At 35.1% G+C, this 26878-nt stretch carries 27 protein-coding genes; 7 read left to right on the plus strand and 20 right to left on the minus strand.

Going from position 1 to position 26878, the window contains the following annotated elements; translation table 11 throughout:
* Window positions 1–150 precede the first annotated feature (150 nt).
* Window positions 151–1020: a M48 family metalloprotease gene (locus ABEG11_RS15760; protein ID WP_348825138.1), complete on the plus strand. Its 870-nt coding sequence runs from the start codon at window positions 151–153 to the stop codon at window positions 1018–1020.
* Between the two features lie 73 nt (window positions 1021–1093).
* Here ABEG11_RS15760 and ABEG11_RS15765 read toward each other — a convergent pair whose 3' ends face one another.
* The 8 genes from ABEG11_RS15765 to ABEG11_RS15800 form a co-directional block, all read right to left on the minus strand.
* The gene (locus ABEG11_RS15765; protein WP_348825139.1) at window positions 1094–1930 is read right to left on the minus strand and encodes an energy transducer TonB; all 837 of its coding nucleotides are present in this window, start codon (window positions 1928–1930) and stop codon (window positions 1094–1096) included.
* Between the two features lie 187 nt (window positions 1931–2117).
* Window positions 2118–2669 carry an RNA polymerase sigma factor gene (locus ABEG11_RS15770; RefSeq protein WP_348825140.1) on the minus strand — a complete coding sequence of 184 codons (552 nt, stop codon included), beginning with the start codon at window positions 2667–2669 and terminating at the stop codon, window positions 2118–2120.
* The gene (locus ABEG11_RS15775; RefSeq protein WP_348825141.1) at window positions 2660–3766 is read right to left on the minus strand and encodes a glycosyltransferase; all 1107 of its coding nucleotides are present in this window, start codon (window positions 3764–3766) and stop codon (window positions 2660–2662) included. Before ABEG11_RS15775 ends, ABEG11_RS15770 begins: the two co-directional genes overlap by 10 nt.
* 153 nt (window positions 3767–3919) lie before the next feature.
* Complete coding sequence (gene murB, locus ABEG11_RS15780) at window positions 3920–4933, minus strand: UDP-N-acetylmuramate dehydrogenase (protein WP_348825142.1); 1014 nt, start codon at window positions 4931–4933, stop codon at window positions 3920–3922.
* Window positions 4934–4968: 35 nt separating this feature from the next.
* Window positions 4969–5640, minus strand: coding sequence for a DUF2461 domain-containing protein (locus tag ABEG11_RS15785; protein ID WP_348825143.1), 672 nt, complete (start codon window positions 5638–5640; stop codon window positions 4969–4971).
* Between the two features lie 118 nt (window positions 5641–5758).
* On the minus strand, window positions 5759–6451 hold the full coding sequence (locus ABEG11_RS15790) for a thioredoxin domain-containing protein (protein WP_348825144.1): 693 nt from the start codon (window positions 6449–6451) through the stop codon (window positions 5759–5761).
* 170 nt (window positions 6452–6621) lie between these two features.
* Window positions 6622–7701, minus strand: a complete 1080-nt coding sequence (gene recF, locus ABEG11_RS15795; RefSeq protein ID WP_348825145.1) for a DNA replication/repair protein RecF — start codon at window positions 7699–7701, stop codon at window positions 6622–6624.
* Between the two features lie 193 nt (window positions 7702–7894).
* Window positions 7895–8608 (minus strand): N-acetylmuramoyl-L-alanine amidase family protein, encoded by a 714-nt coding sequence (locus tag ABEG11_RS15800; RefSeq protein ID WP_348825146.1) that lies wholly within the window; start codon window positions 8606–8608, stop codon window positions 7895–7897.
* A 597-nt stretch (window positions 8609–9205) separates the two neighbouring features.
* On the opposite strand from ABEG11_RS15800, the gene ABEG11_RS15805 reads away from it, so the two are divergent.
* The 6 genes from ABEG11_RS15805 to ABEG11_RS15830 all read left to right on the plus strand — a co-directional run bounded on the left by ABEG11_RS15805 (window position 9206) and on the right by ABEG11_RS15830 (window position 15749).
* On the plus strand, window positions 9206–9982 hold the full coding sequence (locus ABEG11_RS15805) for a tetratricopeptide repeat protein (RefSeq protein WP_348825147.1): 777 nt from the start codon (window positions 9206–9208) through the stop codon (window positions 9980–9982).
* Window positions 9983–10083: 101 nt separating this feature from the next.
* Window positions 10084–10656 carry a 6,7-dimethyl-8-ribityllumazine synthase gene (ribH, locus tag ABEG11_RS15810; RefSeq protein WP_348825148.1) on the plus strand — a complete coding sequence of 191 codons (573 nt, stop codon included), beginning with the start codon at window positions 10084–10086 and terminating at the stop codon, window positions 10654–10656.
* Window positions 10657–11009: 353 nt separating this feature from the next.
* The gene (gene mutL / locus ABEG11_RS15815) at window positions 11010–12905 is read left to right on the plus strand and encodes a DNA mismatch repair endonuclease MutL (protein WP_348825149.1); all 1896 of its coding nucleotides are present in this window, start codon (window positions 11010–11012) and stop codon (window positions 12903–12905) included.
* Window positions 12902–13711, plus strand: coding sequence for a rhomboid family intramembrane serine protease (locus ABEG11_RS15820; protein ID WP_348825150.1), 810 nt, complete (start codon window positions 12902–12904; stop codon window positions 13709–13711). Before mutL ends, ABEG11_RS15820 begins: the two co-directional genes overlap by 4 nt.
* Window positions 13712–13769: 58 nt before the next feature.
* On the plus strand, window positions 13770–14630 hold the full coding sequence (locus ABEG11_RS15825; RefSeq protein WP_348825151.1) for a rhomboid family intramembrane serine protease: 861 nt from the start codon (window positions 13770–13772) through the stop codon (window positions 14628–14630).
* Window positions 14631–14702: 72 nt separating this feature from the next.
* Window positions 14703–15749 (plus strand): endonuclease/exonuclease/phosphatase family protein, encoded by a 1047-nt coding sequence (locus ABEG11_RS15830; protein WP_348825152.1) that lies wholly within the window; start codon window positions 14703–14705, stop codon window positions 15747–15749.
* 100 nt (window positions 15750–15849) lie between these two features.
* Here the strand turns inward: ABEG11_RS15830 and ABEG11_RS15835 are convergent, their stop codons facing one another.
* The 12 genes from ABEG11_RS15835 to dnaA form a co-directional block, all read right to left on the minus strand.
* Complete coding sequence (locus ABEG11_RS15835) at window positions 15850–16470, minus strand: WbqC family protein (RefSeq protein WP_348825153.1); 621 nt, start codon at window positions 16468–16470, stop codon at window positions 15850–15852.
* A 65-nt stretch (window positions 16471–16535) separates the two neighbouring features.
* Window positions 16536–18089, minus strand: a complete 1554-nt coding sequence (gene lepB, locus ABEG11_RS15840; RefSeq protein ID WP_348825154.1) for a signal peptidase I — start codon at window positions 18087–18089, stop codon at window positions 16536–16538.
* A gap of 75 nt (window positions 18090–18164) precedes the next feature.
* The gene (dapB, locus tag ABEG11_RS15845) at window positions 18165–18899 is read right to left on the minus strand and encodes a 4-hydroxy-tetrahydrodipicolinate reductase (RefSeq protein ID WP_348825155.1); all 735 of its coding nucleotides are present in this window, start codon (window positions 18897–18899) and stop codon (window positions 18165–18167) included.
* Window positions 18900–18946: 47 nt separating this feature from the next.
* Window positions 18947–19507 carry a DUF5683 domain-containing protein gene (locus ABEG11_RS15850; protein ID WP_348825156.1) on the minus strand — a complete coding sequence of 187 codons (561 nt, stop codon included), beginning with the start codon at window positions 19505–19507 and terminating at the stop codon, window positions 18947–18949.
* Window positions 19507–20406, minus strand: coding sequence for a ParB/RepB/Spo0J family partition protein (locus ABEG11_RS15855; RefSeq protein WP_115814433.1), 900 nt, complete (start codon window positions 20404–20406; stop codon window positions 19507–19509). Before ABEG11_RS15855 ends, ABEG11_RS15850 begins: the two co-directional genes overlap by 1 nt.
* A gap of 4 nt (window positions 20407–20410) precedes the next feature.
* A complete protein-coding gene (locus ABEG11_RS15860; RefSeq protein WP_348825157.1) occupies window positions 20411–21178 on the minus strand; it encodes a ParA family protein in 768 nt (255 codons plus the stop codon).
* Window positions 21179–21402: 224 nt separating this feature from the next.
* Window positions 21403–22284: an SDR family oxidoreductase gene (locus ABEG11_RS15865; RefSeq protein ID WP_348825158.1), complete on the minus strand. Its 882-nt coding sequence runs from the start codon at window positions 22282–22284 to the stop codon at window positions 21403–21405.
* A 158-nt stretch (window positions 22285–22442) separates the two neighbouring features.
* Window positions 22443–23567, minus strand: coding sequence for a methionine aminotransferase (locus ABEG11_RS15870; protein WP_348825159.1), 1125 nt, complete (start codon window positions 23565–23567; stop codon window positions 22443–22445).
* A 46-nt stretch (window positions 23568–23613) separates the two neighbouring features.
* A complete protein-coding gene (locus ABEG11_RS15875) occupies window positions 23614–24033 on the minus strand; it encodes an energy transducer TonB (protein WP_348825160.1) in 420 nt (139 codons plus the stop codon).
* A gap of 18 nt (window positions 24034–24051) precedes the next feature.
* Window positions 24052–24774 (minus strand): SAM-dependent methyltransferase, encoded by a 723-nt coding sequence (locus ABEG11_RS15880; RefSeq protein ID WP_348825161.1) that lies wholly within the window; start codon window positions 24772–24774, stop codon window positions 24052–24054.
* A 69-nt stretch (window positions 24775–24843) separates the two neighbouring features.
* Entirely contained in the window at window positions 24844–25311 is a 468-nt protein-coding gene (locus ABEG11_RS15885; protein WP_348825162.1) for a low molecular weight protein-tyrosine-phosphatase, read from the minus strand.
* Between the two features lie 4 nt (window positions 25312–25315).
* Complete coding sequence (dnaA, locus tag ABEG11_RS15890) at window positions 25316–26743, minus strand: chromosomal replication initiator protein DnaA (RefSeq protein ID WP_348825163.1); 1428 nt, start codon at window positions 26741–26743, stop codon at window positions 25316–25318.
* Window positions 26744–26878 lie beyond the last annotated feature (135 nt).

Consider the following 26878-nt stretch of genomic DNA (forward strand, 5'->3'; position numbering starts at 1 on the left):
TAGCATTAAAAAAAAATATTTATTGTCAAACTTGATTATTGTTTTCAAACTGGAAATGCTGAATATTTTGCTGCAGCCAATTTCAGTGTTTTTAAACTTGTATTATATTTGTACTAAAATAAATAAATAAATAAATAAATAAATAATAAGATGAATACTAAATCAATACTATTCGGTGCTGCAGTGTTTTTGTTCGGAATTTCTGCGGTACAAGCGCAAATTAATTTTGGTGAGAAAGCACTGAGTGCTGTTCAAAAAGGAGTAACAGGGTTTACATTCAGCGATGCAGATGCTGCTGCTTTGTCTAAGCCGGCTGTTGATAAAATGGATGCTGAAAATAAAGTGGCACCTGCTACAGATCCATATGCAATTCGTTTGGCTAGAGTTTTTGGAAAACACACCAAAGGGGAGTTTTATACCTTAAATTACAAAGTTTATCTGACTAAAGAGGTAAATGCATTTGCTACCGCCGATGGAAGCGTGCGTGTTTACTCAGGATTAATGGATGTGATGGATGATAATGAGCTGATAGCGGTCATAGGTCACGAAATTGGTCATGTTCATAATCATGATTCTAGAGATGCAATGAAAGCTGTGTATCAAAAAGAAGCTTTAATTGATGCGGCATCTTCTCAATCAGTTAAAGTTGCTGCTGTAACCGATAGCCAATTGGCCAAAATTGGCAGTGCAATGATTGATAGCAAATACAGCCGTAAACAGGAATCGGAGGCCGATTTGTTTGCCTATGATTTTATGAAAAAAAATGGATATAATGTCAATGCCGAAGAATCTGCGTTTAGAATATTAGCAAAAATGAGCGAAGGAACTCAAAAGTCTTTTATTGATCAAATGATGAGTTCTCATCCAGATTCACAAAAAAGAGCAGATGATGCCAAAGCCAGAGCAGAGAAAGATGGTTTGTATAAGCCTTATGTACAGCAGAAAATTGTAAATACTCTTCCTGCAAAGAAAACAGCTGTCAAGAAAACAGCTAAAAAAACGGCTGTTAAAAAGAAATAATGAGTTTCTATCTGTATTTGATAAAAAAAGAAAGCTGCAATTCCATGCAGCTTTCTTTTTTGAGTTATATAATCTAGTTTGTCTGGATTGTTATCGGCAAATTATATGAAGTTCTGACTGCTTTGCCATCAAGTATTCCTGGGCTCCATTTTGTTTTTAATGATTTTAAAACACGAATGGCTTCTGCTCCTAATCCGTAACCAGGATCTTTAAGAACTCTGATATCTGTCATGCTTCCGTCTTTTTCAATAACAAATGATACGCTCACACGAATAGTCATTTCACTATCCAGTTCTGGTTTGTCAAAATTATTGCCTACATAAGTGTAGAATTTATTGATTCCTCCTGGGAATTCTGGTTTTTTGTCTAGTACAGCACTGTTCAAAATAGCATTAACAGGGATGCTTGGCGTATCTGCTGCTGCAGTTCCTGTTCCTGTTGAGGTACTTGTACCTACACCGGTTCCTCCTGTGCTTCCCGTGCTGTTGTCTGCAATGTTTTTGAGTTCATCATTAGTTGCAATTTTTTCCGTGGTAGCCTGTGATGCTTGAACTATTTCGGGATTTATAAGCTGCGTATTAGTGTTAATATTCTCGGTAACGGGTTGAGTAACTTTTGGCATTGGAGCTTCTTCTTCAGTTTTTGGCGGTACATAAGCGTCGAACTCACTGACCACTATTGTTTCTGGCTCGGGTATTAAACGGTCAATTATAGTTTCGTGTCCTGGATTTAAATAATTGTAAATCGTTGGAATGCTTATTGCAGCTGTCAGCAGCGAAATGCCCATTAAGAGTGCAAAAAAAGTTGTTCTGGTGTTTTCCTGGCGTAAATGATACGCTCCGTATTCTTTGTTTCTGTTTTCGAATACGATGTCAGTCCAGCTTGTTTCGAAGAGGTTTAGTTTTGACATAATTAATAGTTTTAAGGGTTAAAGTAAAAATTAAATCATAAGCCATAGAAGTTTTAACTTCTAACGCAAAGCATAAGAGTATTATTATGGAAGGTAGTAAATATTACTTAATTATTTTGTTAAATAATTAAATTTTTTAAAAAGAAGTTATTGTTTGTTTTGGAGACTATTTAATAAATTAAGAATATTATCTTCTATTCTGGATAATTTCTGAAAGCAGTTTTTTGGCACGAAGCAATTTAATTTTAACATTGCTCAAAGGTTCATCGATTTTATTGGCGATTTCCTGATAACTCATTTCCTGAAAATAACGCAATTGAATTACTTCCTGATAATGTGGTTTTAGCTCTTTGATGAATTGCAATAATTGAGAGAGATTTTGTTCAGTAATTAAAACATCTTCAGCTGATGGAGCAGTATCGGCAACATTGTAGGCAGTTTGATCCTCTTCATCAGTAATTTCAATAAAAAGACTCGATTTTTTTTTACGGATCAAATCGATATGTACATTCTTGGCAATAGAAATCAGCCATGTATTAAATTGAAATTCAGGATTGTAAGTCGCTATTTTGTCAAATGCTTTGGAGAATGTCTCGATGGTAATGTCTTCGGCAGTGGTTTCGTTTTCGGTTCGTTTCAGCATAAAACCATACACTTCATTCCAATAGTAATCCAATAGAAAAGTAAAGGCAACTTGGTTTCCTTTCTTAGCTTTTTCTATTTGTTTGCTTATTTCCAATGTGCAGGTTTTGAAAAAATGTTGGTTATAAAGACATTAATCTGAGTGAATATAAGTATAATTTCGATAATAGGATACCAATACATTACATCTTTTTCTTTTAATTTTCCTGCGGCAAAGCCAATGACAATCCAGGTCATTAAATATCTAAAACCAATAAGGCTTAAAACCAATATCCATTGAAATTGAAAAGTGAGCAGCACGATAGGCAATAATAAAAACAGTAACTGAGAACTGAAAAATAGCCCTAACTGTATTATATCAAATGTTTTGTAATACTTAGCAGTGGCAACATGTCTTCTTTTTTGAATAAACCAATCTTTGTAAGACGTTTTTGGTTTAGAATAAGTAAAACTTTCAGGAGAAAAGCTTATCGTAGTATTATCGGAATTGGCTGCCTGATTAATAAATAAATCATCATCCCCAGATCGTATCTGAATATGATCGATAAAACCATTTACATTGAAAAATTCTTCCTTTTTGTAAGCTAAGTTACGGCCGACACCCATATAAGGCTTTCCTGTTTTTGCCCAGGAAAAATATTGTAAAGCCGTTAATAAAGTCTCAAATCGTATTATTTTATTCAGGAAAGAATTAGCTGTTTTTTCATAAGCGCCATAACCCAAAACAATTGTTTTTTCTTTGGTAAACTGAGCACTCATCGCAGTTATCCAGTCTGCGGAGGTTGGGTAGCAATCGGCATCTGTAAATAAAAGATATTCTTTTTTGGCTGCTTTGATTCCTAATGTCAATGCATATTTTTTATTCCCCCAGAAAGCCTCGTTGTTTTTTACTTTGACCAAACGGATATTAGAGTATTTTTTTTCAAATTCTTCAAAAACTTCTAAGGTATTATCGCTGGAAGCATCGTCAATAAGGACAATTTCAAAGTCGGGGTAATTCTGCTCTGCTAATAACGGAATATATTTTATTACATTTTCTTCTTCGTTTTTGGCACAGACAATAACAGAAACAGGAAGATTCTGTGCTTGAATTTCCTGCGCTCTAGCAAAAGAAAATTTTGCAAAAACAATTAGATAATAAAAAAGTTGAATAACAACAATAGCAATAAAAAAGTATAAAGTAATGTTTAGCATCTTTTATTTTTTGGCTTTTAAAATCGATTGCAAAGGTAATTAGCAATTGTTAAATATCTATCTAAAATAAGTAATTACTTTCTATGTTTTATTCATTTGTTTTGTTACAGCACATATCGAAGGGGTCAATTTATTCTTGTACTGGCAGTTGTTTTAAATCACATTGACTTCCGCTTCAATATGGATTCCAAATTTTTCAAAAACAGTATCCTGAACCGTTTTTGAAACATCCAGAATTTCCTGTCCAGTCGCACCTCCATAATTGACAAGAACCAGTGCCTGGTTTTTGTGGATTCCGGCATCGCCAAAACGCTTTCCTTTCAATCCGGCTTGTTCAATGAGCCAGCCTGCAGGAACTTTAACTTCGGTTTCTGAAATATCAAAAAATCTCATTTCGGGAAATTTTTGATGGATTTTCTCGAAATCCGTTTTCAGGAGTATTGGATTTTTAAAAAAACTGCCGCTGTTTCCTAATTCAGCAGGATCTGGTAATTTGCTTTTGCGAATAGCAATTACGGCATTACTCACGTCTTTTAAGCCAGGTGCAGTAATGTTGTTTTTGGCTAATTCGGCCTGAATATCTCCGTATGAAGTATTGATTTTATGATTGCGTTTGGTGAGTTTGTAAACTACCGATGTGATAATATATTGATCTTTTACCTCGTTTTTGAAAACGCTTTCCCTGTAGCCAAAATTACATTCGGCATTGGTAAATGTTTTTATTTCCTGGGAAGCAATGCTGATTGCTTCGCAGGAAACAAAAGTATCTTTGATTTCGGTGCCATAAGCACCAATATTCTGAACAGGAGTAGTGCCGACATTTCCTGGAATAAGCGACATATTCTCGAGTCCGCCAAAGTTTTGATTGATGGTCCAAAGTACAAACTGATGCCAGTTTTCGCCTGCCTGGCTTTCGATCCAAACGGAATCATCATCTTCTTTTATTATTTTTTTTCCTTTTAAATCAATATGGATTACTAAAGCATCAATGTCTTTTGTTAAAAGCATATTGCTGCCGCCACCAAGAATGAATTTTTTTTCGTTTTGGTTTTGTTTCAAAATGGCTTTCAGTTCAGCTATTGACTGAACGGCAGCAAATTGTCTGGCTTTGGCTTCAATACCAAAAGTATTGTAGTTTTTTAAAGAAAAATTATTTAAGATTTCCATGTGGAATTGTAATTTAGGGAGTTTTGCTTTTAAAGTTATTCAGTATATAAAGCTCGGTCTATGAAATTATTGAAAGGTTTCAAGGCGATCATTTTCTCAACAATCATTGGCACAAAACCTTTTTGGGTAACCAGTTTTGCATCGAATTTTTGAGTCGCAGTAAAGCTTTTTAATTTAAGAAATTCAATAGCGGGATCTTCTTTATCGTATCCTTTTGGAGGATTTTTTAATGTCGAATTCTCGTCCCTGTTTAAAGTTTGATAAACTGATTTAAAAGTTTCATCGTTCAGGATTTCTTGTAAATCATCATAGAAAAAGTGAATTTCTTTTCTGATTTTTTGCAGCTGATCCGGCTGTGGGCAATACAATCCACCGCCTACAAAACAGGTTTCATTTTCTATATGAAGATAATAGCCCGAAGCTTCAGTATGTTTCGCTCCCGAAGATATCCAAATACCCAGATTGGTCTTGTAAGGTGATTTGTCTTTGGAAAAACGGACATCACGGTTAATTCTAAAAGTACAATCTTTTACTTCCAGCATTTCTAATGATGAGTCAAGTGGTTTCATCGCCTCGAGCAAAGAAGCGATTAGTTGATGATAATCTTTCTTTACGGTTTCGTAACGTTTTTTATTTTCCAGAAACCAGTCACGATTGTTATTCGCTTTTAAGTCTGCAAGGAATTGTAAGGTGTCTTTTGAGAGCATACGTTTTTTTTTTAGATGCTAAGATTTAAAGCTGCTAAGATTTGAGGTTTTTAGTCTGTTTTAAATAAAACATCTATATATTATCTTAGAAACTTAGTGACTTAAAACTTAGTAACTATTATTGTAATTGAGTTTTTAAATCTTCTTCAGTGACAAATCCAGATTTTTGCCATTTTACAGCTTTGTTTTCATATAGCACTAAAGTAGGCAATTCACTGATTTTTAAGTCCTGCATAATGGTTTTGTTTTCGTCAGCATTCAGGCGGATGACGGTAACCTTATCGGTCATTTCTTTCTGTATTTTGAGAATATAAGGTTCCATTTTTTTGCAGGGAGCACACCAAGGCGCATAAAAGCTGACCAGCACTTTCTTGTCGGATTTTAACAATTCGGCGTATTCCTGAGGACAAATGCCAATAATCCTGGTGTCTGGTTTGGCTAATCCGGCACTTTCCCATTTCAGCATGCCACCGTCAAGATTGTATACGGTTGTAAAACCTAGTTCCGCTAATTTTTCGGATGCTTTGGCACTCCTTCCACCGCTTTTGCAGTACACAAAAACAGGTTTTGTTTTGTCGTACTTGTCTGTTTTTAAAACAAAACTGTTGGCTAGAAAGTCAACATTGTCGGAGTTTTCGATGTGTCCAGTGGCATATTCATCGGGTGTGCGGACGTCAAGAATCTGAGCATCTGGAGTCGCTTTTATTTTTTCGGAATATGAAGTGACATCAATAGTTTGGACTGCTGTTTGTGATTGGCATGAAAATGCTATAAAGGAAATAATGGATAAATAAAGATGCTTTAATGTCATTGAGTGGTCTGTTTTAATTAATGTAAAATTAAACAATTTGAAATTATTCAAACTATAGCGATACGTTAAAAGTAATCAGTTGTGACGATTGCCAGAAAAGTCATTGCATGTTCATTTTCTGCAAGTTTTTTTAACCTTGCAGGATTATTGGCAGTTATTACTAATAAAAGCTACAAATTAAAAATAGTATAACTCTGAAGTGTTGCTTTTACAATTGTTTCGGTGCGTTCGGGATGTGTATCTGAAATAAAGAGCTGTCCAAAGGCATCATTGTTAACCATTTCTATGATCTTTGATACACGGGTTTCATCTAATTTGTCAAAAATATCATCAAAAAGCAGAATGGGTTTTACACCGCTTTGTTTTTTCAGGAATTCGAACTGTGCGAGTTTTAAGGCTATCAAAAATGATTTCTGCTGTCCTTGCGAACCAAATTTTTTGATAGGGTAATTGTCAATTTCGAAGGATAGATCGTCTTTATGGATTCCTGTGCTGGTATATTGCAGCATCCGGTCTTTGCTGATGTGCTGCTGCAATAGGGTGAGTAAATCATTTTCGAATAAATGGCTATCATAAATGATTTGAACCGATTCCTCTGAACCTGTTATATTATGATGGTGGAAGTTGAAAATAGGTACAAACTCAGCTATGAATGCTTTTCTTTTTTCAAAAATGAACTGGCCATATTCGGTTAGCTGTTCATTATATATAGACAAGGTATCGTTGTCATAGGTGTGATTCAGGGCAAAATATTTTAATAAAGCATTGCGCTGGTTCATTACTTTCTGATAATGAATCAGGTGCTGCAGATAGCTGGAATCAAGCTGCGAAATCACGCTGTCCATAAATTTTCTGCGGGTTTCGCTTCCCTCTACAATCAAATCCCTGTCGGCGGGGGAGATGATAACCAGCGGAATAAATCCAATATGATCCGAGAATTTATCGTAGGCTTTTCCGTTGCGTTTCAGGACTTTTTTCTGGCCTTTTTTAAGGCTGCAGACAATAAGTTCCGTTCTTTCGTTTTTTTCGAATTCAGCGTCAATCACGAAAAATTCTTCACCGTGTTTAATGTTTTGAATGGCGAGCGGATTAAAATAGCTTTTTCCATACGACAAATGATAGATGGCATCCAGTACATTGGTTTTCCCGATGCCATTTTTGCCTACAAAACAATTGATCCTGCTGTCAAATTCAAAATTGGCTTCGGAGAAATTTTTGTAATTGAATAACGATATTTTTTTTAAATACATCTGAAGTTTTTGCTGGAATTGTTGGCTTTATTGCTTTTTTGAAGCATGTTGTAAAGAGGGTGCAAATTATTGAAAAATATCGATATAAAGCCAGACATTTTTATAGTACTCCTAATTGAAAACTATTAATTTTTTTTATTGGAAATGGATAGTATGTTTTTTTGTCAGTTGAAGCAGTTTTTAAAATACTGCCTCAAAAATTTTCATTTTTATAACTAAGTATAGCATTGGCAATGGCAGTCGCTATAGTATTCTGGCCTTCATCCGATTCGAGTATGCTCGCATCATTTCGGTTGGAAATAAAACCTATTTCGATTAAAACTCCAGGCATTGTAGTAGCATCTAAAACCCATAGCGGTTCCTGCTTAATACCTCTGGACTTTATTGTCATAGAATTTGAAAAATTACTCTGTATTTTATTAGCCAGATCAATACTGCTTGTTAAATTGCTTTCCTGTACAATTTGCAGTCCTATCAAAGTTCCCGGGTTGTTCGGGTCAAAGCCCTTGTATGTTTTCTCGTAATTGTCCTCTAAAAAGATTACCGAGTTTTCTGCTTTTGAAACTTCTAAATTCATATCTGCGCGTGACATACCCATTACATAGGTTTCGCTTCCGTTTCCAGTTGTGTTTTTATTTGCATTACAATGTATCGAAACAAATAAATTGGCATTGGCACGGTTAGAAATTTTTGCTCTTTCTCTAAGCTCAATAAATTCATCGGTTTTTCGGGTGTATATCAGGGAAATATTCTGGTTTTGTTCCAGCAGTTTGCCTACTTTCAATGTCACTGCCAGAGTTATGTCTTTTTCTTTATTGCCAAAATAGGTCGCTCCATTATCCTTGCCACCGTGACCCGCATCCAGGGTTACTTTAAAATTGTTTGACTGTCCGTAAGAATTAAACATGAATAGCATTGTTATAAACGCGAATGCCATTTTTGTTTTTGTTAATAAACCCATCTAATAGTTAATTTACAAGATTATGAATCTCTATTGTTGTGTGCAAATTATTGAAAAATATTGAAATATGGGAATTTTATGTTTTTGATTTTTATTACAGCTTTTTAATGAACCTTCATTTTAACAGCTGTTTAATTCCTAGAATGTAATGATGCATAAATTATCTTCAAAACGAGAATTTTCCAAGATTATTTTAATGCTCTGCATGGGTGTGTCATGTAAAATGTACTTTTAGAAAGAACGTGTCCTTTTTGAATTGTATTGAGACAGTTTGCCTGGAATGGAATGATTTAGCTCGGTTTTAATAGGAAGTACAGCATCAGTACGCTGGAAATAAGTACACGGGCTTGTGGCAAGCCCGTTATATATTTATCTCCTTTTTTCAATGACGGCAAGCCTTGATTATTGGCATAGTAAGACCTGATTTTGCAGTAAAACTATAGGGTTGAAAATATTTTTTAAAAATTTCATATAAAATACATTTTTTTTACGTGCATTAGAATAAAAATTTTATTTTTGCCGTTCACTAAATTAAATTTTTAAATGGCTACTTACAATAAAAGAGGATATAAAGCACCAAAAGAAAAGGAAGTTAAAGACGATGCAGTTGAAAATGTAACGATTGATGAAAAAGACAGTGCTACGGCTGAGGTTTTTTCGAAATTAGATGAAACAGCTTCAAGAACAGAGGACTGGGTTGCTAAGAATCAAAAAATTATAATAGGTGTTGTTGGTGCTATCACATTGGTAACTGTTGGTTATTTTGCTTATCAAAAATTTATTGCTAATCCAAAAGAAGACGATGCAGCTAACGAAATGTTTGTAGCTCAATCTAATTTTGAAAAAGCAACTAACGGAGTGGCTAGCGATTCATTATACAAATTGTCATTGAATGGTTCTGAAGGAAAATTTGGATTTGTAAAAATTGCTGATCAATATTCTGGTACAGCTGCTGGTAATTTAGCTAACTATTATGCTGGTATCGCTTATTTAAATACTGGTAAATATGATGAGGCGATTACCTATTTAGGGAAATTCAGTTCCAAAGATATTATTTTGAGCGCTTTGGCAAAAGGAGCAATTGGTGATGCTTATTCTCAAAAGAAACAGCCAAAAGAAGCTTTGGAAAATTATATCAAAGCATTTGAGTCCAGTAAAAATGATTTTACAACACCACGTTTCCTGATGAAAGCAGGTAAAGTTGCTCTTGCTCTTGGAAACAAAGAAGATGCTTTGAAATATTTTACAGATATTAAAGATAACTATGAAAACTCTCCTGAAGCTGCTGTAGTGGATGGCTTGATTGGTTTGGCACAATAAAAAGATTTAAGATTGTTGATTTGAGATTGTTGATTTTTGATTTCAAAAATTATAACTTTATATCTGGAATCTAAGTTCTAAATTCTAAAATCTAAAATTAAATGGCTACCGAAAATAAAAATTTATCTGATTACGATAAAAATTCAATCCCAAACGCGAAAGATTTTCGCTTTGGGATTGTTGTTTCAGAATGGAATGATACCATTACCGAAGGGCTTTACAATGGGGCAATTACTGCTTTGCTGGAGAATGAAGTTCCGCCTCATCACATTATCCGCTGGAATGTTCCAGGGAGTTTTGAGCTGATATATGGTTCCAAAAAAATGCTGCAGACCCAGAATGTTGATGCTGTAATCGCTATCGGATGTGTGATTCAAGGGCAGACTAAACATTTTGATTTTGTGTGCGAAGGAGTAACACAGGGAATTAAAGATTTGAATGTCCAGACGGATATTCCTGTTATCTTTTGTGTTTTGACCGATAATACCATGCAGCAGTCTATTGACCGAAGCGGAGGCGTTCACGGAAATAAAGGCACCGAAGCTGCTATCGCAGCTATCAAGATGGCTTACATACGCCAGCAGGCTTCTTTGTCACATCCAATAGATAATCAGCATTTATTATCTGCTGGTGCTTTGCGGATTGGTAATGAACCTTTGCAGATAGAAGAATAAAAAATCAATTACGAATGATCAATGGATTACTATTGGTTGTTGTCAATAAAAAAAACCTATACTTTTTATCGGATAGTATAGGTTTTTTTATGTTTATAAGCCCCAGAGAAGATTGGATATAGTTGTCTATAAATGGTGCTGATACATGGTATGAAAAACAGATTTTTTTATCAGATTTGTATTTTATCTGGAATAATCTGCTGAATCCGTGTGATCTGTACAGTCATTTTTTATGGTTTTTTTATGGATTATAAACTGTCAAAACACAATAGAAATTCCTTAAATTTGTCCTTCTTTGGTTTGATTTTAAATCAGAAACCTAAAATCTTTAATCTACAATCTAAAACCTTTCAATGTCGAGTATAATTCAATTGCTTCCTGATCATGTTGCTAACCAGATTGCTGCTGGTGAAGTAGTGCAAAGACCTGCTTCGGTAGTAAAAGAGCTATTGGAAAACGCAGTTGATGCCAAAGCAACCGATATTAAATTAATCATAAAAGATGCTGGAAAATCATTGGTTCAGGTGATTGATAATGGATCTGGAATGAATGTGACTGATGCCCGCCTGTGTTTTGAACGTCATGCCACTTCCAAAATCCGACAGGCTGAAGATTTATTTTCATTGCACACCAAAGGATTTCGTGGCGAAGCATTGGCCTCTATTGCTGCAATTGCCCACATGGAAATGAAAACTAAATTAGAGCAGGAAGAACTGGGGACTCACATCATTATCGAAGGAAGTAAGTTTGTGTCCCAGGATGTGGCGGTTTTACCAAAAGGGACTTCATTTGCCGTAAAGAATTTATTTTTTAATATTCCAGCCCGCCGCAATTTCTTAAAATCGGATACGGTTGAATACCGTCATATCATTGATGAATTTCAGCGTGTAGCTCTGGCCCATCCAAAAATTCATTTTACATTTTATCATAATGGCAATGATATGTATAATCTCCCGCCATCGAGCCTGAGACAGCGTATTGTGAATTTTTTTGGTGGCAAAACCAATGAAAAATTAGTTCCGGTAGTCGAAGAAACGGAGATGATGAATATTGAGGGATTTGTTTGCAAGCCTGAATTTGCCAAAAAAAACAGGGGAGAACAATTTTTCTTTGTTAATGACCGGTTCATAAAAAGCCCGTACTTGCATCATGCAGTTATGGCTGCCTATGAAGGGATCTTGAAAGATGGTTCGCAGCCTAGTTATTATTTGTATTTAACCGTTCCGCCGAATACTATCGATATTAATATACATCCCACAAAGACTGAAATAAAGTTTGATAATGAAAGTGCGATGTATGCTATTTTAAGAGCTTCTATTAAGCACAGTTTGGGACAATTTAACGTGGCTCCGGTGCTGGATTTCGACAGAGATGCAAATCTGGATACGCCTTATCATTATAAAAATCTGGAAGCAGAAGTACCAACAATCCAGATTGATACAAATTTCAATCCTTTTGCTGAGGAGAAACCGAATAAGAGTTATTCCTCATCTTATAAAAGAGTTGAGCCAACTGCAACTTGGGAAAGTCTGTATGTCGATGTAAAACAGGATGTTAATGCAGTTTTTGGAGGTAATGAATTTGCTTCGGGCAACAACGATTATTCATTTGAAAATAATGAATTTGCTTTTGAAAATGAAGAAGTAACATCTTCATTGTTTAATGATGAGGATGTGGAGCAGACGGTTCAGAAAACATATCAGATTCATAAAAAGTATATTGTTTCGCCTATTAAGTCAGGAATGGTAATTGTTGATCAGAATAGAGCACATCAGCGTATTTTGTACGAGCAGTTTTTGGTAAATATGACGGTGCAACATGCTTCGAGCCAGCAGTTATTGTTTCCTATCAACTTGTTTTATTCGACAGCCGAAATGGAGCTTATTACCGAATTACAACAGTCATTAACCAATACTGGTTTTGTTTTTGAAGAGTCAAATGCAGACCATGTTGTAATTTCGGGTATACCTGTCAATATTACTGAAAGCGAAGTAGCAGCAGTTTTGGATCAGCTGCTAAGCGATCTGCATAATGGAATTCCTGAGAATAGTTTCAGTCAGAATGATACGATTGCCAAATCGATGGCAAAAAGCCTAGCCGTCAAAACTGGGGCTTATTTAACCGAAAAAGAACAGGAAAATTTAGTAAATGGTCTTTTTGCCTGCAAAGACCCTAATGTATCCCCATTTCAAAAACCTACTTTCATCACCATGCGTGTGGAAGATTTAGATAAAAAATTTGCATTATGATGAATATTACCCCGGTTGTAAAACAACTACTGATTATTAATATTATCTTTTTTATTGGTTCGCAATTAGTGCCGGTAACATATGATCTTTTTGCGCTTTATTATCCGGAGAGCGATAATTTTAAAGGCTGGCAGCTTATTACGCATATGTTTATGCATGCGCCATTTCCTAATGTAGCCCATATTTTGTTTAATATGTTTGCGCTTTATTCTTTTGGTAGTGCGTTAGAGCATTTTTGGGGAGGCAGGAAATTTTTATTTTTCTATATTTCATGTGGTTTGGGAGCGGCATTATTGCATACAGGGGTAAATTATTTTGAAATTCATTCTTTATTGTCAGAGGTTTCGAGCTTGAATTTGACCAGTTCAGAGATACATCAGCTATTAAATGCAGATTATAGTGCGTTATATGAAGGAGGTAAAATGCTACCAGGCGAGATAAATACAATATTAGAGAGAGTACATTGTACTCAGGAGCAATTTAATACAATTGTAAATGCCTCAATGTTATCAAAAGGGGTTGTTGTTGGTGCTTCTGGTGCAATTTATGGATTATTGGTGGCGTTTGCATTTATGTTTCCAAATGCCGAATTAGCATTGATGTTTATCCCAATTCCAATAAAAGCTAAATATTTTGTACCAGGAATATTGGCTATTGATTTATTCTTAGGTTTTAAAGGGCAATCCATTTTTGGTGCTGGAAGTACAGGCATAGCACATTTTGCACATGTTGGAGGAGCTCTGACTGGCTATTTAATGATGTGGTACTGGAAGAAAACCCAGTTTAATAAAAACCGCTGGAATTAAAATTTATAAATTCCTATGAAAAAATTAGAAAGATAACTAATAACTAATAATTTAAAGCATGAACATTTTAGACGATTTGAAAATGCAATATAGATTGGGTGGCATTGCCATGAAAATGATCTTTTGGAATATTGGCTGTTTTTTAGTTTCGCTGGTTTTTTTCTATCAATTCAGTACTGGGACTTTTGATTTTCCCAATTGGATTGCTTTGTCATCTGAGGCATCTGTTTTTGTGTTGAAACCTTGGACTTTTTTAACGTATGCTTTTTTTCATGACAGTTTTCTGCATTTGTTTTTTAATATGATAGTACTCAATTTTTCGAGCTATTTATTTTTGACTTTTTTTTCAGCTAAGCAATATCTGGGAGTTTATATTTTAAGTGCCATTTTTGCAGGACTGATTTTTGTATTAGGATTTAACTTAATGAATTATAAGGGCGCAATAGTTGGCGCATCAGCTGCAATAATGGCTGTTTTGGCAGCAGCAACAACATATAATCCTCTGATGAATGTAAGATTGTTATTGGTTGGAAATGTCAAATTATGGCACGTTACGGCAGTAATTATTATTTTGGATTTAATGCAGTTTCGTTTAGGGAATTCAGGAGGGCATATATCGCATTTGGCGGGTGCTTTTTTTGGATTTGTATATGTGAAATTATTGCAAAACGGCACTGATTTGAGTAAGATAGTAAGCAGTGTTCTGGATTTCTTTGCTAATCTTTTTAGAAAGCCTTCGACACCCTTCAAAAAAGTGCATAAAAACTATAAAAAACCAATCGAAAAGCCAGTTTCTAAAATAGTTGTGAAAGATAAAAAACAGCAGCAGATAGATGAGATTTTGGATAAAATCAGCCAGTCTGGTTATGATAGCCTGAACCAGGAAGAAAAAGAATTTTTGTTTCAAGCTGGAAAATAACTTATTTTTATATCGATAATAAAGTGTAAATCGAGAACTTTTGACTTTAAAAAGTTCAAAATACATTAAAAAATGAAGAACCTTTCATGGTTTAATAAAGGAATGTATCTTTTGAATTTAGTGCTTATTGTACTGACGTTCATCGCTTATCTGCTTCCTTTTTTGGCCCCCAAAATCTTTCCGTTCGCATCGGTGCTGACTTTGTTTATGCCTTTGTTTTTTTTGGCTAATGGATTGTTTTTTCTGTATTGGGGAATTCAGTTAAAAAAACGCATGATTTTGTCAGGTTTAGTTCTTTTGATTGGAATTACTTTTTTTAATAAGTTTTATAAGTTCTCTGCAAAAGAATTTCAGGAAAGTGATAAAGATTTTACGGTCATGAGTTATAATGTCAGGCTTTTTAATGTGTTTAAATGGCTGGATCGAGATGATATTCCTGATACTATTCTGGAATTTATAAACAGCCAGAATCCTGATATATTGTGTGTTCAGGAATTTTCTAATTCTGCGGATATTGATTTAAAAGTGTATCCTTACAAATATGTTTTAATGGAAGGCAAGCAGATTAAAACAGGTCAGGCAATTTTTTCTAAATTTCCTATTATTGATCAAGGTCATATAGTATTTCCTCATTCAAACAATAATGTGGTTTATGCTGATATAAAAAAAGGAAAAGATATTATCAGGGTGTATAATATGCATTTGCAGTCTATAAAGATTTCGCCGGAGGTGGGTGAGATTTCTGAAAATATTGACGTAATCAATCAGCAAAAATCCAAATACCTTTTTAATCGGATTAGTAAAGCTTTTAAACAGCAGCAAGAACAGGCTGCTATTTTTAAAGAACACGAGAAAGATTGTAAATATCCTATTATTATTTGTGGCGATATGAATAATAGTGCCTTTTCGTATGTGTACCGCAATATAAAAGGGAAATTGAAAGATAGTTTTGAAGAGGCCGGCAAAGGCTTTGGAGCTACTTATAAATTTAAATACTATCCAGCAAGAATCGATTATATTTTTGCCGACGAAACAATGGAAGTAAAGCAATTCGAGAGTTTTTCGGATTTCCAGAACTCAGACCATTTTCCTATTATGGCCAAACTCTCAATGGAATAGCTGTTGATCAAATTTTAAAGTTACCGCAAATTCCTCATTTATATTTAATTGGCGAATTTGCGGTTATTTTTTTAGTCTTATTGAATGTTGGGTTCCCCGTTTAAATGAGTATTTGATTTTTTAAATAATCCATTGCAAATTTCCCTTCATTAAATAGTAAATCCAGCACGCTTAAATTATTTAAAAATCCATGTTTATCATCAAAAACCTGCTTGTAGGGTTCGAAAACAGAGTGGTCTTTTTTGCCGTTTACTAAATAACGAAAATCAGCAGTTTGTAAATTGCCGATTTCATGAAAATACTCACTTGTAATACCAAATTGCAATTTCATGCGCAGGCATTTACATACAATGTCAAAAGCTTCCATATTAAGGTCCATCAGGAAAGTATGTTTTTTCTGAAAAACAGGAAGTAAATCATCTTCAAAATACTCAAAGAAAGGTGAACTTCTATAGGCTGCCTCTAGTGATTTGAAGTGCTGTTTTTGCCAGTCAAATTCTTGTTCAATTTTGATTTCTTTTGTTTTCTGATGGGCTTTATTAGAATGTTTAATTGGGATATTCAGTAATTGGATACCATTAGGACTATAAATATAAGTCCGATTGCGATTGGTCTGTTTTTGAAAATTATCCTCCATTTCAAATGTAAGGCTGTCAGATTGTGCTATGGCAACAAAATGGCTTATAGATGGAAAATAGGAGGGGTGCAGTAGGATATCCATTGTTTTGATATTTGAAGTTTAGAAAGTTTAGTGGCTATGCTAAACTTTCTAAACAATATATGCTTCTAAACTTTTTTTGCTTTATTTTTTTTCCAGAAATATTCGCCTACAAAAAAGGCAGCAAGTGCAATCAAGAAAAATTTAAAATAAGATTGTGGCTGTCCTTCACCGCTTACAGTTGTAAAGACTCTGTTCCAGCGGATCTTGTTCAAGCCCTTGCCATTAGTGTCCCAGCTCAGCCAGATAAAAATTGGCTTTCCTACTATGTGATTTTCTGGTACATACCCCCAATAACGGCTGTCTTCGGAGTTATGGCGATTATCACCCATCATCCAGTAATAATTTTGACCAAAAGTGTAAGTCGTGGCTGGTTTTCCATTAATGAGAATTTCATTGCCATTTACTTTCAGTTCATTTTTCTCGTAATCAGTGATAATAGTTTTGTAAAAAGGCAATGTTTGTAGATTTAAGGCAACAGTTTTTCCTTTTTGAGGAATGTAAATTGGACCGAAATTATCTTGGCTCCATGGCTTGGTATGAGGAAAGATACCGCTGTCTGGATTTTTATTAATAATTCTGGTAACAGATGTAATACCTGGAACATTCTTTAATCTTTCTGCTCCTGCTGCGGTCAATGCACTTAAGACTAAAGTGTCTCTAGTCTGCTGGTTTAAGAAATAGCCACCATCAATAATGTCCATATCCTTGAAAAGATATTCAAGATCAACAGGTGTTTTGCCATCCATAGCAATGGTGTATGAAAACTGTGGTTTTGCTCTCTCTGGTAAAATCAATTCTTTTCCATTAATATAGACTAATCCGTCTTTTATGGACAAGCTGTCTCCGGGGATACCAACACAGCGTTTTACGTAATTCGATTTTTTATCTATAGGTTTGTCAACTCTCAGTCCAGATCGATCTCTAAATTTGAATACCGTATCGGCTGGCCAGTTGAAAACAACAATATCAGTGCGTTCAATGGTTTGAAAGCCTGGAAGCCTTAGATAAGGCAACTGTGGCCAATTTAAATATGATTTTTGCTTGGTCAATGGTATGGTGTCATGTACCATTGGCATTGCTACGGTAGTCATTGGTACTCTGGCTCCGTAATTCATTTTGCTTACAAACAAAAAGTCTCCCACTAGTAATGATTTCTCTAATGATGAAGTGGGGATTGTGTATGGCTGAATGAAATAAGTATGAACAATTGTAGCAACAATGATAGCAAAAAGCAATGAACTGATAGTGTCCGCGGCTTTATGCTGTGGATCTGCATTTCGATCAGCTATGTAATTTAACTGTTGTGTGTAATTTAGGTAAAAGATATAAAAACCCAGAGTTGCAATAACAAGCAAAGTGTCTGAGGTGTTTTTTTTGCCAAAACTGCGAATGGTTTCTACCCAGATAACAGGAAACATTATCAAATTAATAATTGGTATGAAAAGTAAAATTGTCCACCAGGTTGGGCGGCCTATTATTTTCATCAAAACAATAGCATTGTAAACAGGAATTGCTGCTTCCCAGCGTTTTCTTCCTGCAGTTTCATATAATTTCCATGTTCCTAAGAAATGAATAATCTGCACTGCCAAGAAAAATACAAACCAAAGATATAGTGTCATAATTTGAAAATTTGAGATTACAAATAGAATTTAGATTTTGTGATCGAACTCTATTTAAATTTGTATTTGGGATTGTTATTTAGAATTTAAATTCAATACATCTTTCATCGTATAAACACCTTGTTTGCCAGCGAGCCATTCCGCAGCGATTACCGCTCCTAATGCAAATCCTTCTCGGTTATGAGCCGTGTGCTTTATTTCGATAGAATCCACTTCGGAGTTGTAGGCCACGGTATGGGTTCCTGGAACAGTTCCAGTTCTTACTGCTTCTATATGGATTTGCTTCGCCTGCTCGCTGTCGCTCGGGTCATTTTCTTCTGGTTTGTTCAATGTCCATCCCGTATAATTGCTGTTTTCAATAATGCCCTTTGCAAGTGAAATAGCTGTTCCGCTTGGTGCATCCAGTTTTTGATCATGATGAATTTCTTCCATTTCTACTTTATAATGAGGGAAAGGAGCCATTATTTTGGCTAGATATTCATTGAATTCAAAGAATAAATTCACGCCAAGGCTAAAGTTAGAGCTGGAAATGAACCCTCCATTTTTTTCTTTACAAAGTGCAATCATTTCATCATAATGCTCGAGCCATCCAGTTGTTCCGGAAACTACAGGAACATTAGCATGAAAACAGCTGGAAATATTATCAACTGCAGCTGTTGGTACGCTGAAATCTATAGCAACATCGGCAGATGAAAGCCCGTCATAAGTATTGAATTCGTCTTTTTTCAAAACAATTTCGTGTCCTCTTTCTACGGCAATTCGTTCAATTACCTGTCCCATTTTTCCGTATCCTAAAAGTGCAATTTTCATTATATGATTTTTTTGATTTTTTTAATAGACAAGGACGATTTCCAAATCTAAAAACGATAATTAAGTGTTAGTCCAAGATTTGCTTTTAATGTTACAGCATCTGGAGTTATTTCCGGTCTTACCGATAAACTTTGATTTACGTTGAATTGTCTTAATGCGGCATGGACATTAGCATCAATTATGTTAAGTACATAAAAGCCAAGTACAAAAAAGCCTGAAAGCGAAGCATTTCTTTGGTAAAACTCTTGTGCAGAAATTAATTGAGTATCTGAAAGATAATTGTAATTAGGATCGGGATTACCAGATAAACGGCTTTTGTAGGCATCTCTGTATTCGTTGTATCTTTTTTTGCTGTCGGCATAAAAATATAAACTGGTTCCAATTGCTCCATAAACTATTGGAATTTTCCAGTATGCTTTATTATATGCTTGACCAAGCCCGGGTAATATTGCTGAATAAAAGGCAGCTTTTGCTGGTGTCAAAGGGTCTATTTCTACTAGTTTTAAAGTATCTTTTGGCTGTATAACAGGTTCTTTTTTTGCTTGTGCAAAAACAGCTGCATTTCCAGCAAGAAAAAGCAATAGACCTATGAATATGATTTTATTCACTACCCTTCTATTAATTTTATAATTCTATTGAAATCTTCTTCAGAATGGAAAGGGATGGTGATTTTTCCTTTGCCATTTCCAGCCACTTTTACATCTATTTTCGTGCCAAAATATTTGTTGAAAGTACTAACATCTTCATCATTAATCTCAAAAGAAGCAGTTTTTGCAGGTATAGCAGGCTTTGGTTTTAAGCTTTCATGATAGTTTTTTACCAAAGTCTCCGTTTCTCTGACCGAAAGATTCTGGCTGACTATTTTTTGATAAATATCCGTCTGTACGTCATGATCATCTATGTTGATGATAGCACGGCCATGCCCCATACTGATAAAACCGTCACGTATTCCAGTCTGAATGATTGGGTCTAGTTTTAATAGTCTTAAATAATTGGCAATTGTAGAGCGTTTTTTACCAACTCTTTCGCTCATTTGTTCCTGCGTTAATTGAATTTCGTCAATTAATCGCTGGTATGAAAGTGCAATCTCTATTGGATCTAAGTCATGACGCTGGATGTTTTCAACCAGGGCCATTACTAGCGATTCGTTATCGTTTGCTATCCGGATATAGGCAGGAACAGTTGTAAGTCCAATAAGTTTTGAAGCGCGCAGACGGCGCTCTCCCGAAATTAGCTGGTATTTATTAAAATCTAATTTGCGAACAGTAATAGGCTGAATTACACCTAATTCCTTGATAGAAGTGGCTAATTCGCGTAATGATTCTTCGTTAAAATTGCTTCGGGGCTGAAATGGATTTATTTCTATAGCATCAATTTCAAGCTCTATAATATTCCCTACAACTTTATCTGCATTTTTATCTTCTACCGATTGAATATCGTTTTCAGGATCTTTTAATAATGCAGATAAACCTCTACCTAAGGCTTGTTTTTTTATTGCTTTTGACATACTGCTATTTGCTGTTTTTCTTTATAATTTCTTGGGCTAAATGAATGTAATTAACAGCTCCCTTGCTGGTTGCGTCATAATTAATGATGCTTTCTCCAAAACTTGGGGCTTCGCTCAGTTTTACATTTCGTTGAATTACGGTCTCGAAAACCATGTCGTTGAAATGTTTCTGAACTTCTTCTACAACTTGATTAGATAAACGCAATCTGGAATCAAACATGGTCAATAATAAACCTTCAATATCCAAATCAGGATTGTGTATTTTCTGGATACTCTTTATGGTATTCAATAATTTGCCTAAACCTTCTAATGCAAAATACTCACATTGAATTGGTATAACCACTGAATCCGCAGCTGTTAAAGCATTTAAGGTTAATAATCCAAGAGATGGCGCACAGTCAATCAGGATATAATCGTATTGATCTTTTACACTTTCCAAGGCAGTCTTGAGCATATATTCTCTGTTTTCTTTATCCACCAGTTCGATTTCAATCGCGACAAGGTCAATATGTGCAGGAATTAAATCAACATTTGGAGAGGAACATTTGATGACAGCCTCCAGCGGTGTGTGGCTGTGTTCGAGAATTTGATAGGTCCCAGTTTCAACTGTTTCGACATCAATTCCTAATCCAGATGTGGCATTTGCCTGAGGATCAGCATCTATTAGTAATACTTTTTTTTCTAATACACCAAGTGAAGCAGCTAGGTTAATTGAAGTTGTTGTTTTTCCAACTCCGCCTTTCTGATTTGCAATCGCTATGATTTTGCCCATTTATTTTCTAAATTTTGAACGGTAAAAATACAATTATTTATGGGTTTTGAAAATCTATTTTGTTAACAAAAACAAATAGTTTTTAGACTTCTGTATATAAGTTAATGAATATTGGCAGTTATTGTGTTTTAATTAAAATGCAAAAGAGAACTTTATAGCTCTCTCTTGCAGTTGTGTTATGTTAATATGCTCAAAAATAAAATGAATTTTAGCATTTTGTTTGGCTAGCGGTTCTTTTTAGCTTTAATCATCATTTCTAACTGATCCCAAAGTTCTTCGGGAATGGCTTCCAATAAATTAAATTGTCCAGCACCTTTGAGCCATTCGCCTCCATCAATTACGATTACTTCGCCATTTACGTAAGCAGAAAAATCAGAAACTAAATATGCTGCTAAATTGGCTAATTCCTGATGATCGCCTACTCTTTTCAGAGGAACTTTTTTTGCCATATCAAATTTCTCAGCCAGATCTCCTGGCAATAATCTATCCCAGGCTCCTTTGGTAGGAAATGGTCCGGGAGCTATTGCATTGGTTCGGATTCCGTATTTTGCCCATTCTACTGCCAAGCTTCTTGTCATTGCCAAAACGCCGGCTTTTGCTGTGGCACTTGGAACCACGTAGGCCGAACCTGTCCAGGCATAGGTGGTAACAATATTCAAAACAGTCGCCGAACTCTGTTTAGCATCGATCCAGTGTTTTCCAAAGGCAAGTGTACAGTTTTTGGTTCCTTTTAAAACTATATCAATAACAGTATCAAAAGCATTTGCTGATAAACGTTCAGTTGGTGAAATAAAGTTGCCCGCAGCATTGTTCAATAATACATCTACTTTCCCAAACGCTTTTAAGACTTCCTGCAGCATATTTTCGACTTCTTCATAATGACGGACATCACATTGAACTGGTAAACACGTGCCGCCCGTTTCAGTTTCTAATTCTTGTGCTGTATTTTTCAGTTTGTCTGAATCTCTGGAAGTAATGGCAACTTTTGCGCCCAACTCCAGGAAATATTTAGTCATCGCTTTTCCTAAGCCACTTCCGCCTCCTGTAACCACTATTACTTTGCCTTGTAATGCATCGTCTCTTAACATTTTATCGGTATAACTCATAATGTTTTATATTTTGAATTGTAAATATAACAAAATAAAATAGTATGCATGCATAATTTTTAAGTTGCCTAGTTTGTAAGTTTTTAAGTTTCTGAGATATGGAGAAACTGAAGGCTTTTGAAAAATCTTAGAAACTTAACACCTCAGTAATTTAGTAACTATACTTGACTCAATCTTCTTGCGGCTTCTTCTAATGTGAGATTGTCTTTGGCAAAACAGAAGCGTATCAGTTTTAAATCTTTTCCATTTTCATAAAAAGAGGATATCGGAATGGCAGCAACACCATAATCTTTGATTAATCGTTTGCAAAAATCTACGTCATTTTCATTCGAAATATTGGCATACGATGCTGTCTGGAAATAAGTTCCTTCGCATGGCATCAATTCGAATCGGCTTTTTTTTAATAATGTTCTGAAATAATCTCTTTTCTGTTGATAAAACGGGCTGATTTCATTTATATTAACCAAATCCAAATACTCAGAAACGGCTATCTGGCAGATACTATTGACGCTGAAAACCAGAAATTGATGGACTTTTTTGATTTCTTTCATCAAATAACCAGGAGCGACAAGATAACCTATTTTCCAGCCTGTTACATGGAATGATTTGCCAAATGAAGAAACTGTAATGCAGCGGTCGAGCAGTTTTTTTCGGGTATGGGTTGAAATATGTTTTTGTTCGAAGGTAATGTGTTCGTAAACTTCATCTGAAAGCAATAAAACATTGGGGTGTTTTTCCAGAAGTGTTTCAAGGTTTTCCAGATCGGAAGTATTTAGAATTTTGCCAGTTGGATTATGCGGATTATTGATGATAATCATTTTGGTTTTTTCTGAAAAAGCATTTGAAATGGTATTCCAGTTAGGTGTGTAATCGTCATTCAGTGCTACACGAACGGGTTTGGCTTTGCTTAATAAAATTGGAGCTTCATAACAATCATAGCTTGGCTCAAGAATAATTACTTCGTCATTTTCTTTTAATAAAGCCAGCAGTGCAGTGAAAATCGCTTGAGTGGCACCTGCTGTAACCAATATTTCAGTTTCAAGGATGTCACGCTGGTAAAAGGATTGTACTAAACGTGCAATATTGGCCAATAATGGAGGATAGCCAGACATGGGTGTGTATTGGTGTACATCTTCAGTCGCCAGCCGTGAAATGATTTGGGTTAATCTTTTATCTGCGGGAAAATTAGGGAATCCTTGCGAAAGATTAATTGCATTGTACTCAAAAGCCATTTTGGACATTACTGTAAAAATGCTTGTGCTTATATGTGGCAGTTTACTCATAAAAATATGGTATTAGAAACTTATAAGCCTAAATATAAAAACATTTTTATTGATTTATAGGTATTGCCATAGAATAAAGAACTCTTACTGCCTTGCCATTTTGTTTGCCTGGAATCCAATGTGGTACTATTTTTAATACTCTTATAGCTTCTTCACCTGTGCCATGTTTAAGATCTCTAATCACTTTTATGTCACTTAATGATCCATCTTTTTCGATTATGAAAGTAATATAAATTTTTCCTTTTAATCCAGCTGTTTCTGGGATTTTGTAGTTTTCTTTTATGAAACGATATAGCTCTTCCGATCCTCCAGGAAATACAGGTTTTACTTCTACACCGGTTAAGGCATGGATACTGTTATCTTCATTAATGACAGCTTGAGGAGAGTTGTTGCTTGAGTTGTTTTCCGATTGAGAAAATACATATTGAGACAAACTGATTAAAACTAATATTAAAATTTTTTTCATTTTATATTTTTTAAAAGTTTACATTTTATGAATGATAAAAATTGTAGGGCGTTTGTGTAAGTCAATAGATTCTTTTTTCCATGCCGAAATTTTTTTTGTTTTGATGTATTCCGTTGGCAGAGTGATATCTGTTGCAATGCATAAATGGGTTTCAGGATGCAAGGTTTGGATTAAATCTTCCAGTAATTTATTGTTGCGGTACGGAGTTTCTATAAAAATCTGAGATTGATTTTTTTCGAATGAAGTTCTTTCTAAACTTTTAAAACTCGCTCTTTTTTCGTCTTTTTCGATGGGTAAATAACCGTGAAAAGTAAAGCTCTGCCCGTTCATTCCAGAGGCCATTATAGCCAATAGAATAGAGGAAGGACCAACCAGCGGAACGACTTGAATTCCTTTTTCGTGGGCTAGTTTTACGATTACTGCACCGGGATCGGCTACTCCCGGACAGCCGGCTTCGCTCATGAGTCCCATGTTTTTTCCTTCCAAAAGAGGTTTGATGAACTCTTGATGTTCCTTTGTTTCGGTATGTTTATTGAGAACAAAAAGCTTTAATTCGGATTGCTTTTTCTCGGGATTAGTAAGTTTTATAGATTTACGGGCAGTTTTATCATTTTCAACTACATAGTAATCAATGAGATCTACGCATCTTTTTATGGTTTGCGGTAAAACATCCAATGGGTCGCAATCGCCCATTGTAGTTGGAATTAAGTACAATTTTCCAAAAAGAGGTGTCGGTTTCATAATCAGATGTTATTGTGTTTTGCTTCTAAAACGATTTTTGTTATGAAAGCAAAGATAAAAACGTATTTTTTACGAATGTTTAGCGATCAGCATCTTTGCTATTACTTCACAAGCATCATCGAGCATTTGATACACTTGGTCAAAACCATTTGCCATTCCATAATAAGGATCTGGAACATCTACATTTTCATCAGGAAATATAGCGTTTAAAATCAGCTGAACTTTGTTTTTATGAGCCTCGTTTTGTGCCAGATGAATCACGTCATTGTAATTGCTGTTATCCATCACAAAAATATAATCAAAAGTATCGAAATCAGCTCTCGAAAACTGTCTTCCTTTTTGATTGCAGATATCTAAGCCATTTTTTTTGGCGGTCGAAATGGATCGTTTGTCTGGTGAATGGCCAACATGCCAAGAACCTGTTCCTGCAGAATCTACCTGGAATAGTTCACTAGGAAGTTTAGATGCTAATATGCCTTCTGCCAGAGGAGACCGGCAGATGTTGCCCAGACAAACCATTAAAACTTTAACAGGCATTGCTTTATAGCGTTAATTTTGAATTGATATCTTCGACATACTTTTTGAATTGCTTGTCGGTAGCGACTAAATTGTCTACTGTTTTACAAGCGTGCAGTACGGTAGCGTGATCGCGGTCTCCTATTTGAGATCCAATATTGGCTAAGGATGCCTTAGTGAATTTTTTAGCAAAAAACATCGCTAATTGTCTCGCTTGCACAACATGTCTTTTTCTCGTCTTAGATTGTAAGGTTTCTATGTCCAATTGGAAATAATCGGAAACAATTTTCTGGATGTAATCGATAGAGATTTCTCTCTTTACATTTTTTACAAATTTTTCTACGACACTTTTGGCTAATTCAATGGTCACTTCTTTTTTGTTGAACGAAGATTGGGCGATCAATGATATGATGGCACCTTCCAGTTCGCGAACATTTGTTTTGATGTTTCTGGCAACATATTCTATAATTTCGTCTGGCATTTCGACACCATCTCGATATAGGATATTTTTTAGGATAGAAATTCTGGTTTCGTAATCCGGTTGGTGCAATTCTGCAGACAATCCCCATTTGAAACGGGATAACAAACGCTGTTCAATATCCTGCATGTCTACAGGAGCCTTGTCTGAAGTAAGGATTACCTGTTTTCCGTTTTGATGCAAATAATTGAAAATATGAAAGAATACGTCCTGTGTTCCGGATTTTCCAGAAAGGAATTGAACATCATCAATGATTAAAACGTCGATTAATTGGTAAAAATGAATGAAATCATTTCTATTGTTTTTCTTTACCGAGTCAATATATTGTTGCGTGAAAATTTCGGCAGAAATATATAGAACGGTTTTTTCAGGAAATTTGTCTTTAATCTCAACTCCAATGGCATGCGCCAAATGCGTTTTTCCCAGTCCAACCCCTCCAAAAATCAACAACGGATTAAAGGATGTTCCTCCAGGTTTGTTGGCGACAGCCATACCTGCAGAGCGGGCTAATCTATTGGAATCTCCTTCAAGGAAATTATCAAAACTGTAATTGGCATTTAGTTGCGATTCAATTTTTAAATTTCGGATTCCAGGAATTACAAAAGGATTTTTTAATTCAGGGTTAAGATTTTTAAAAGGCGCATCTACTTCCTGCGCTTTTACAGGTCCTCTATTGGCACTTGGCAGCTGTTCCGTAAACGGCTGTTTGTTACCATAAGTGTTTTCCATTTTAATTTTATAGAGTAACTTTGCATTTTTTCCAAGTTCTTTGGTCAAGGCCACTTTTAATAATTTTACATAGTGTTCTTCCAGCCATTCGTAGAAAAATTTACTTGGTACTTGAATATATAATGCATTATCGGTAAGCTCAACTGATTTAATTGGTTCAAACCAAGTTTTGTAGGCTTGATCTTGAATGTTGTCCTTTATAAAGGACAGACAGTTTTCCCATACTGATTGTGCAGTCTTGTTCATATATCTAGTTAAAATTATTTATTCTGGGTGCTTATTATCTTACAAAAAGAATGAGAAAATTATTCTTTTTTCGGGATAACAAATATGTGAACAATTATCTGTAAAAAAAAATATTTTAAGATATAATTTTTGAAA

It is taken from the genome of Flavobacterium aestuarii, assembly GCF_040049115.1.
GTDB lineage: Bacteria > Bacteroidota > Bacteroidia > Flavobacteriales > Flavobacteriaceae > Flavobacterium > Flavobacterium aestuarii.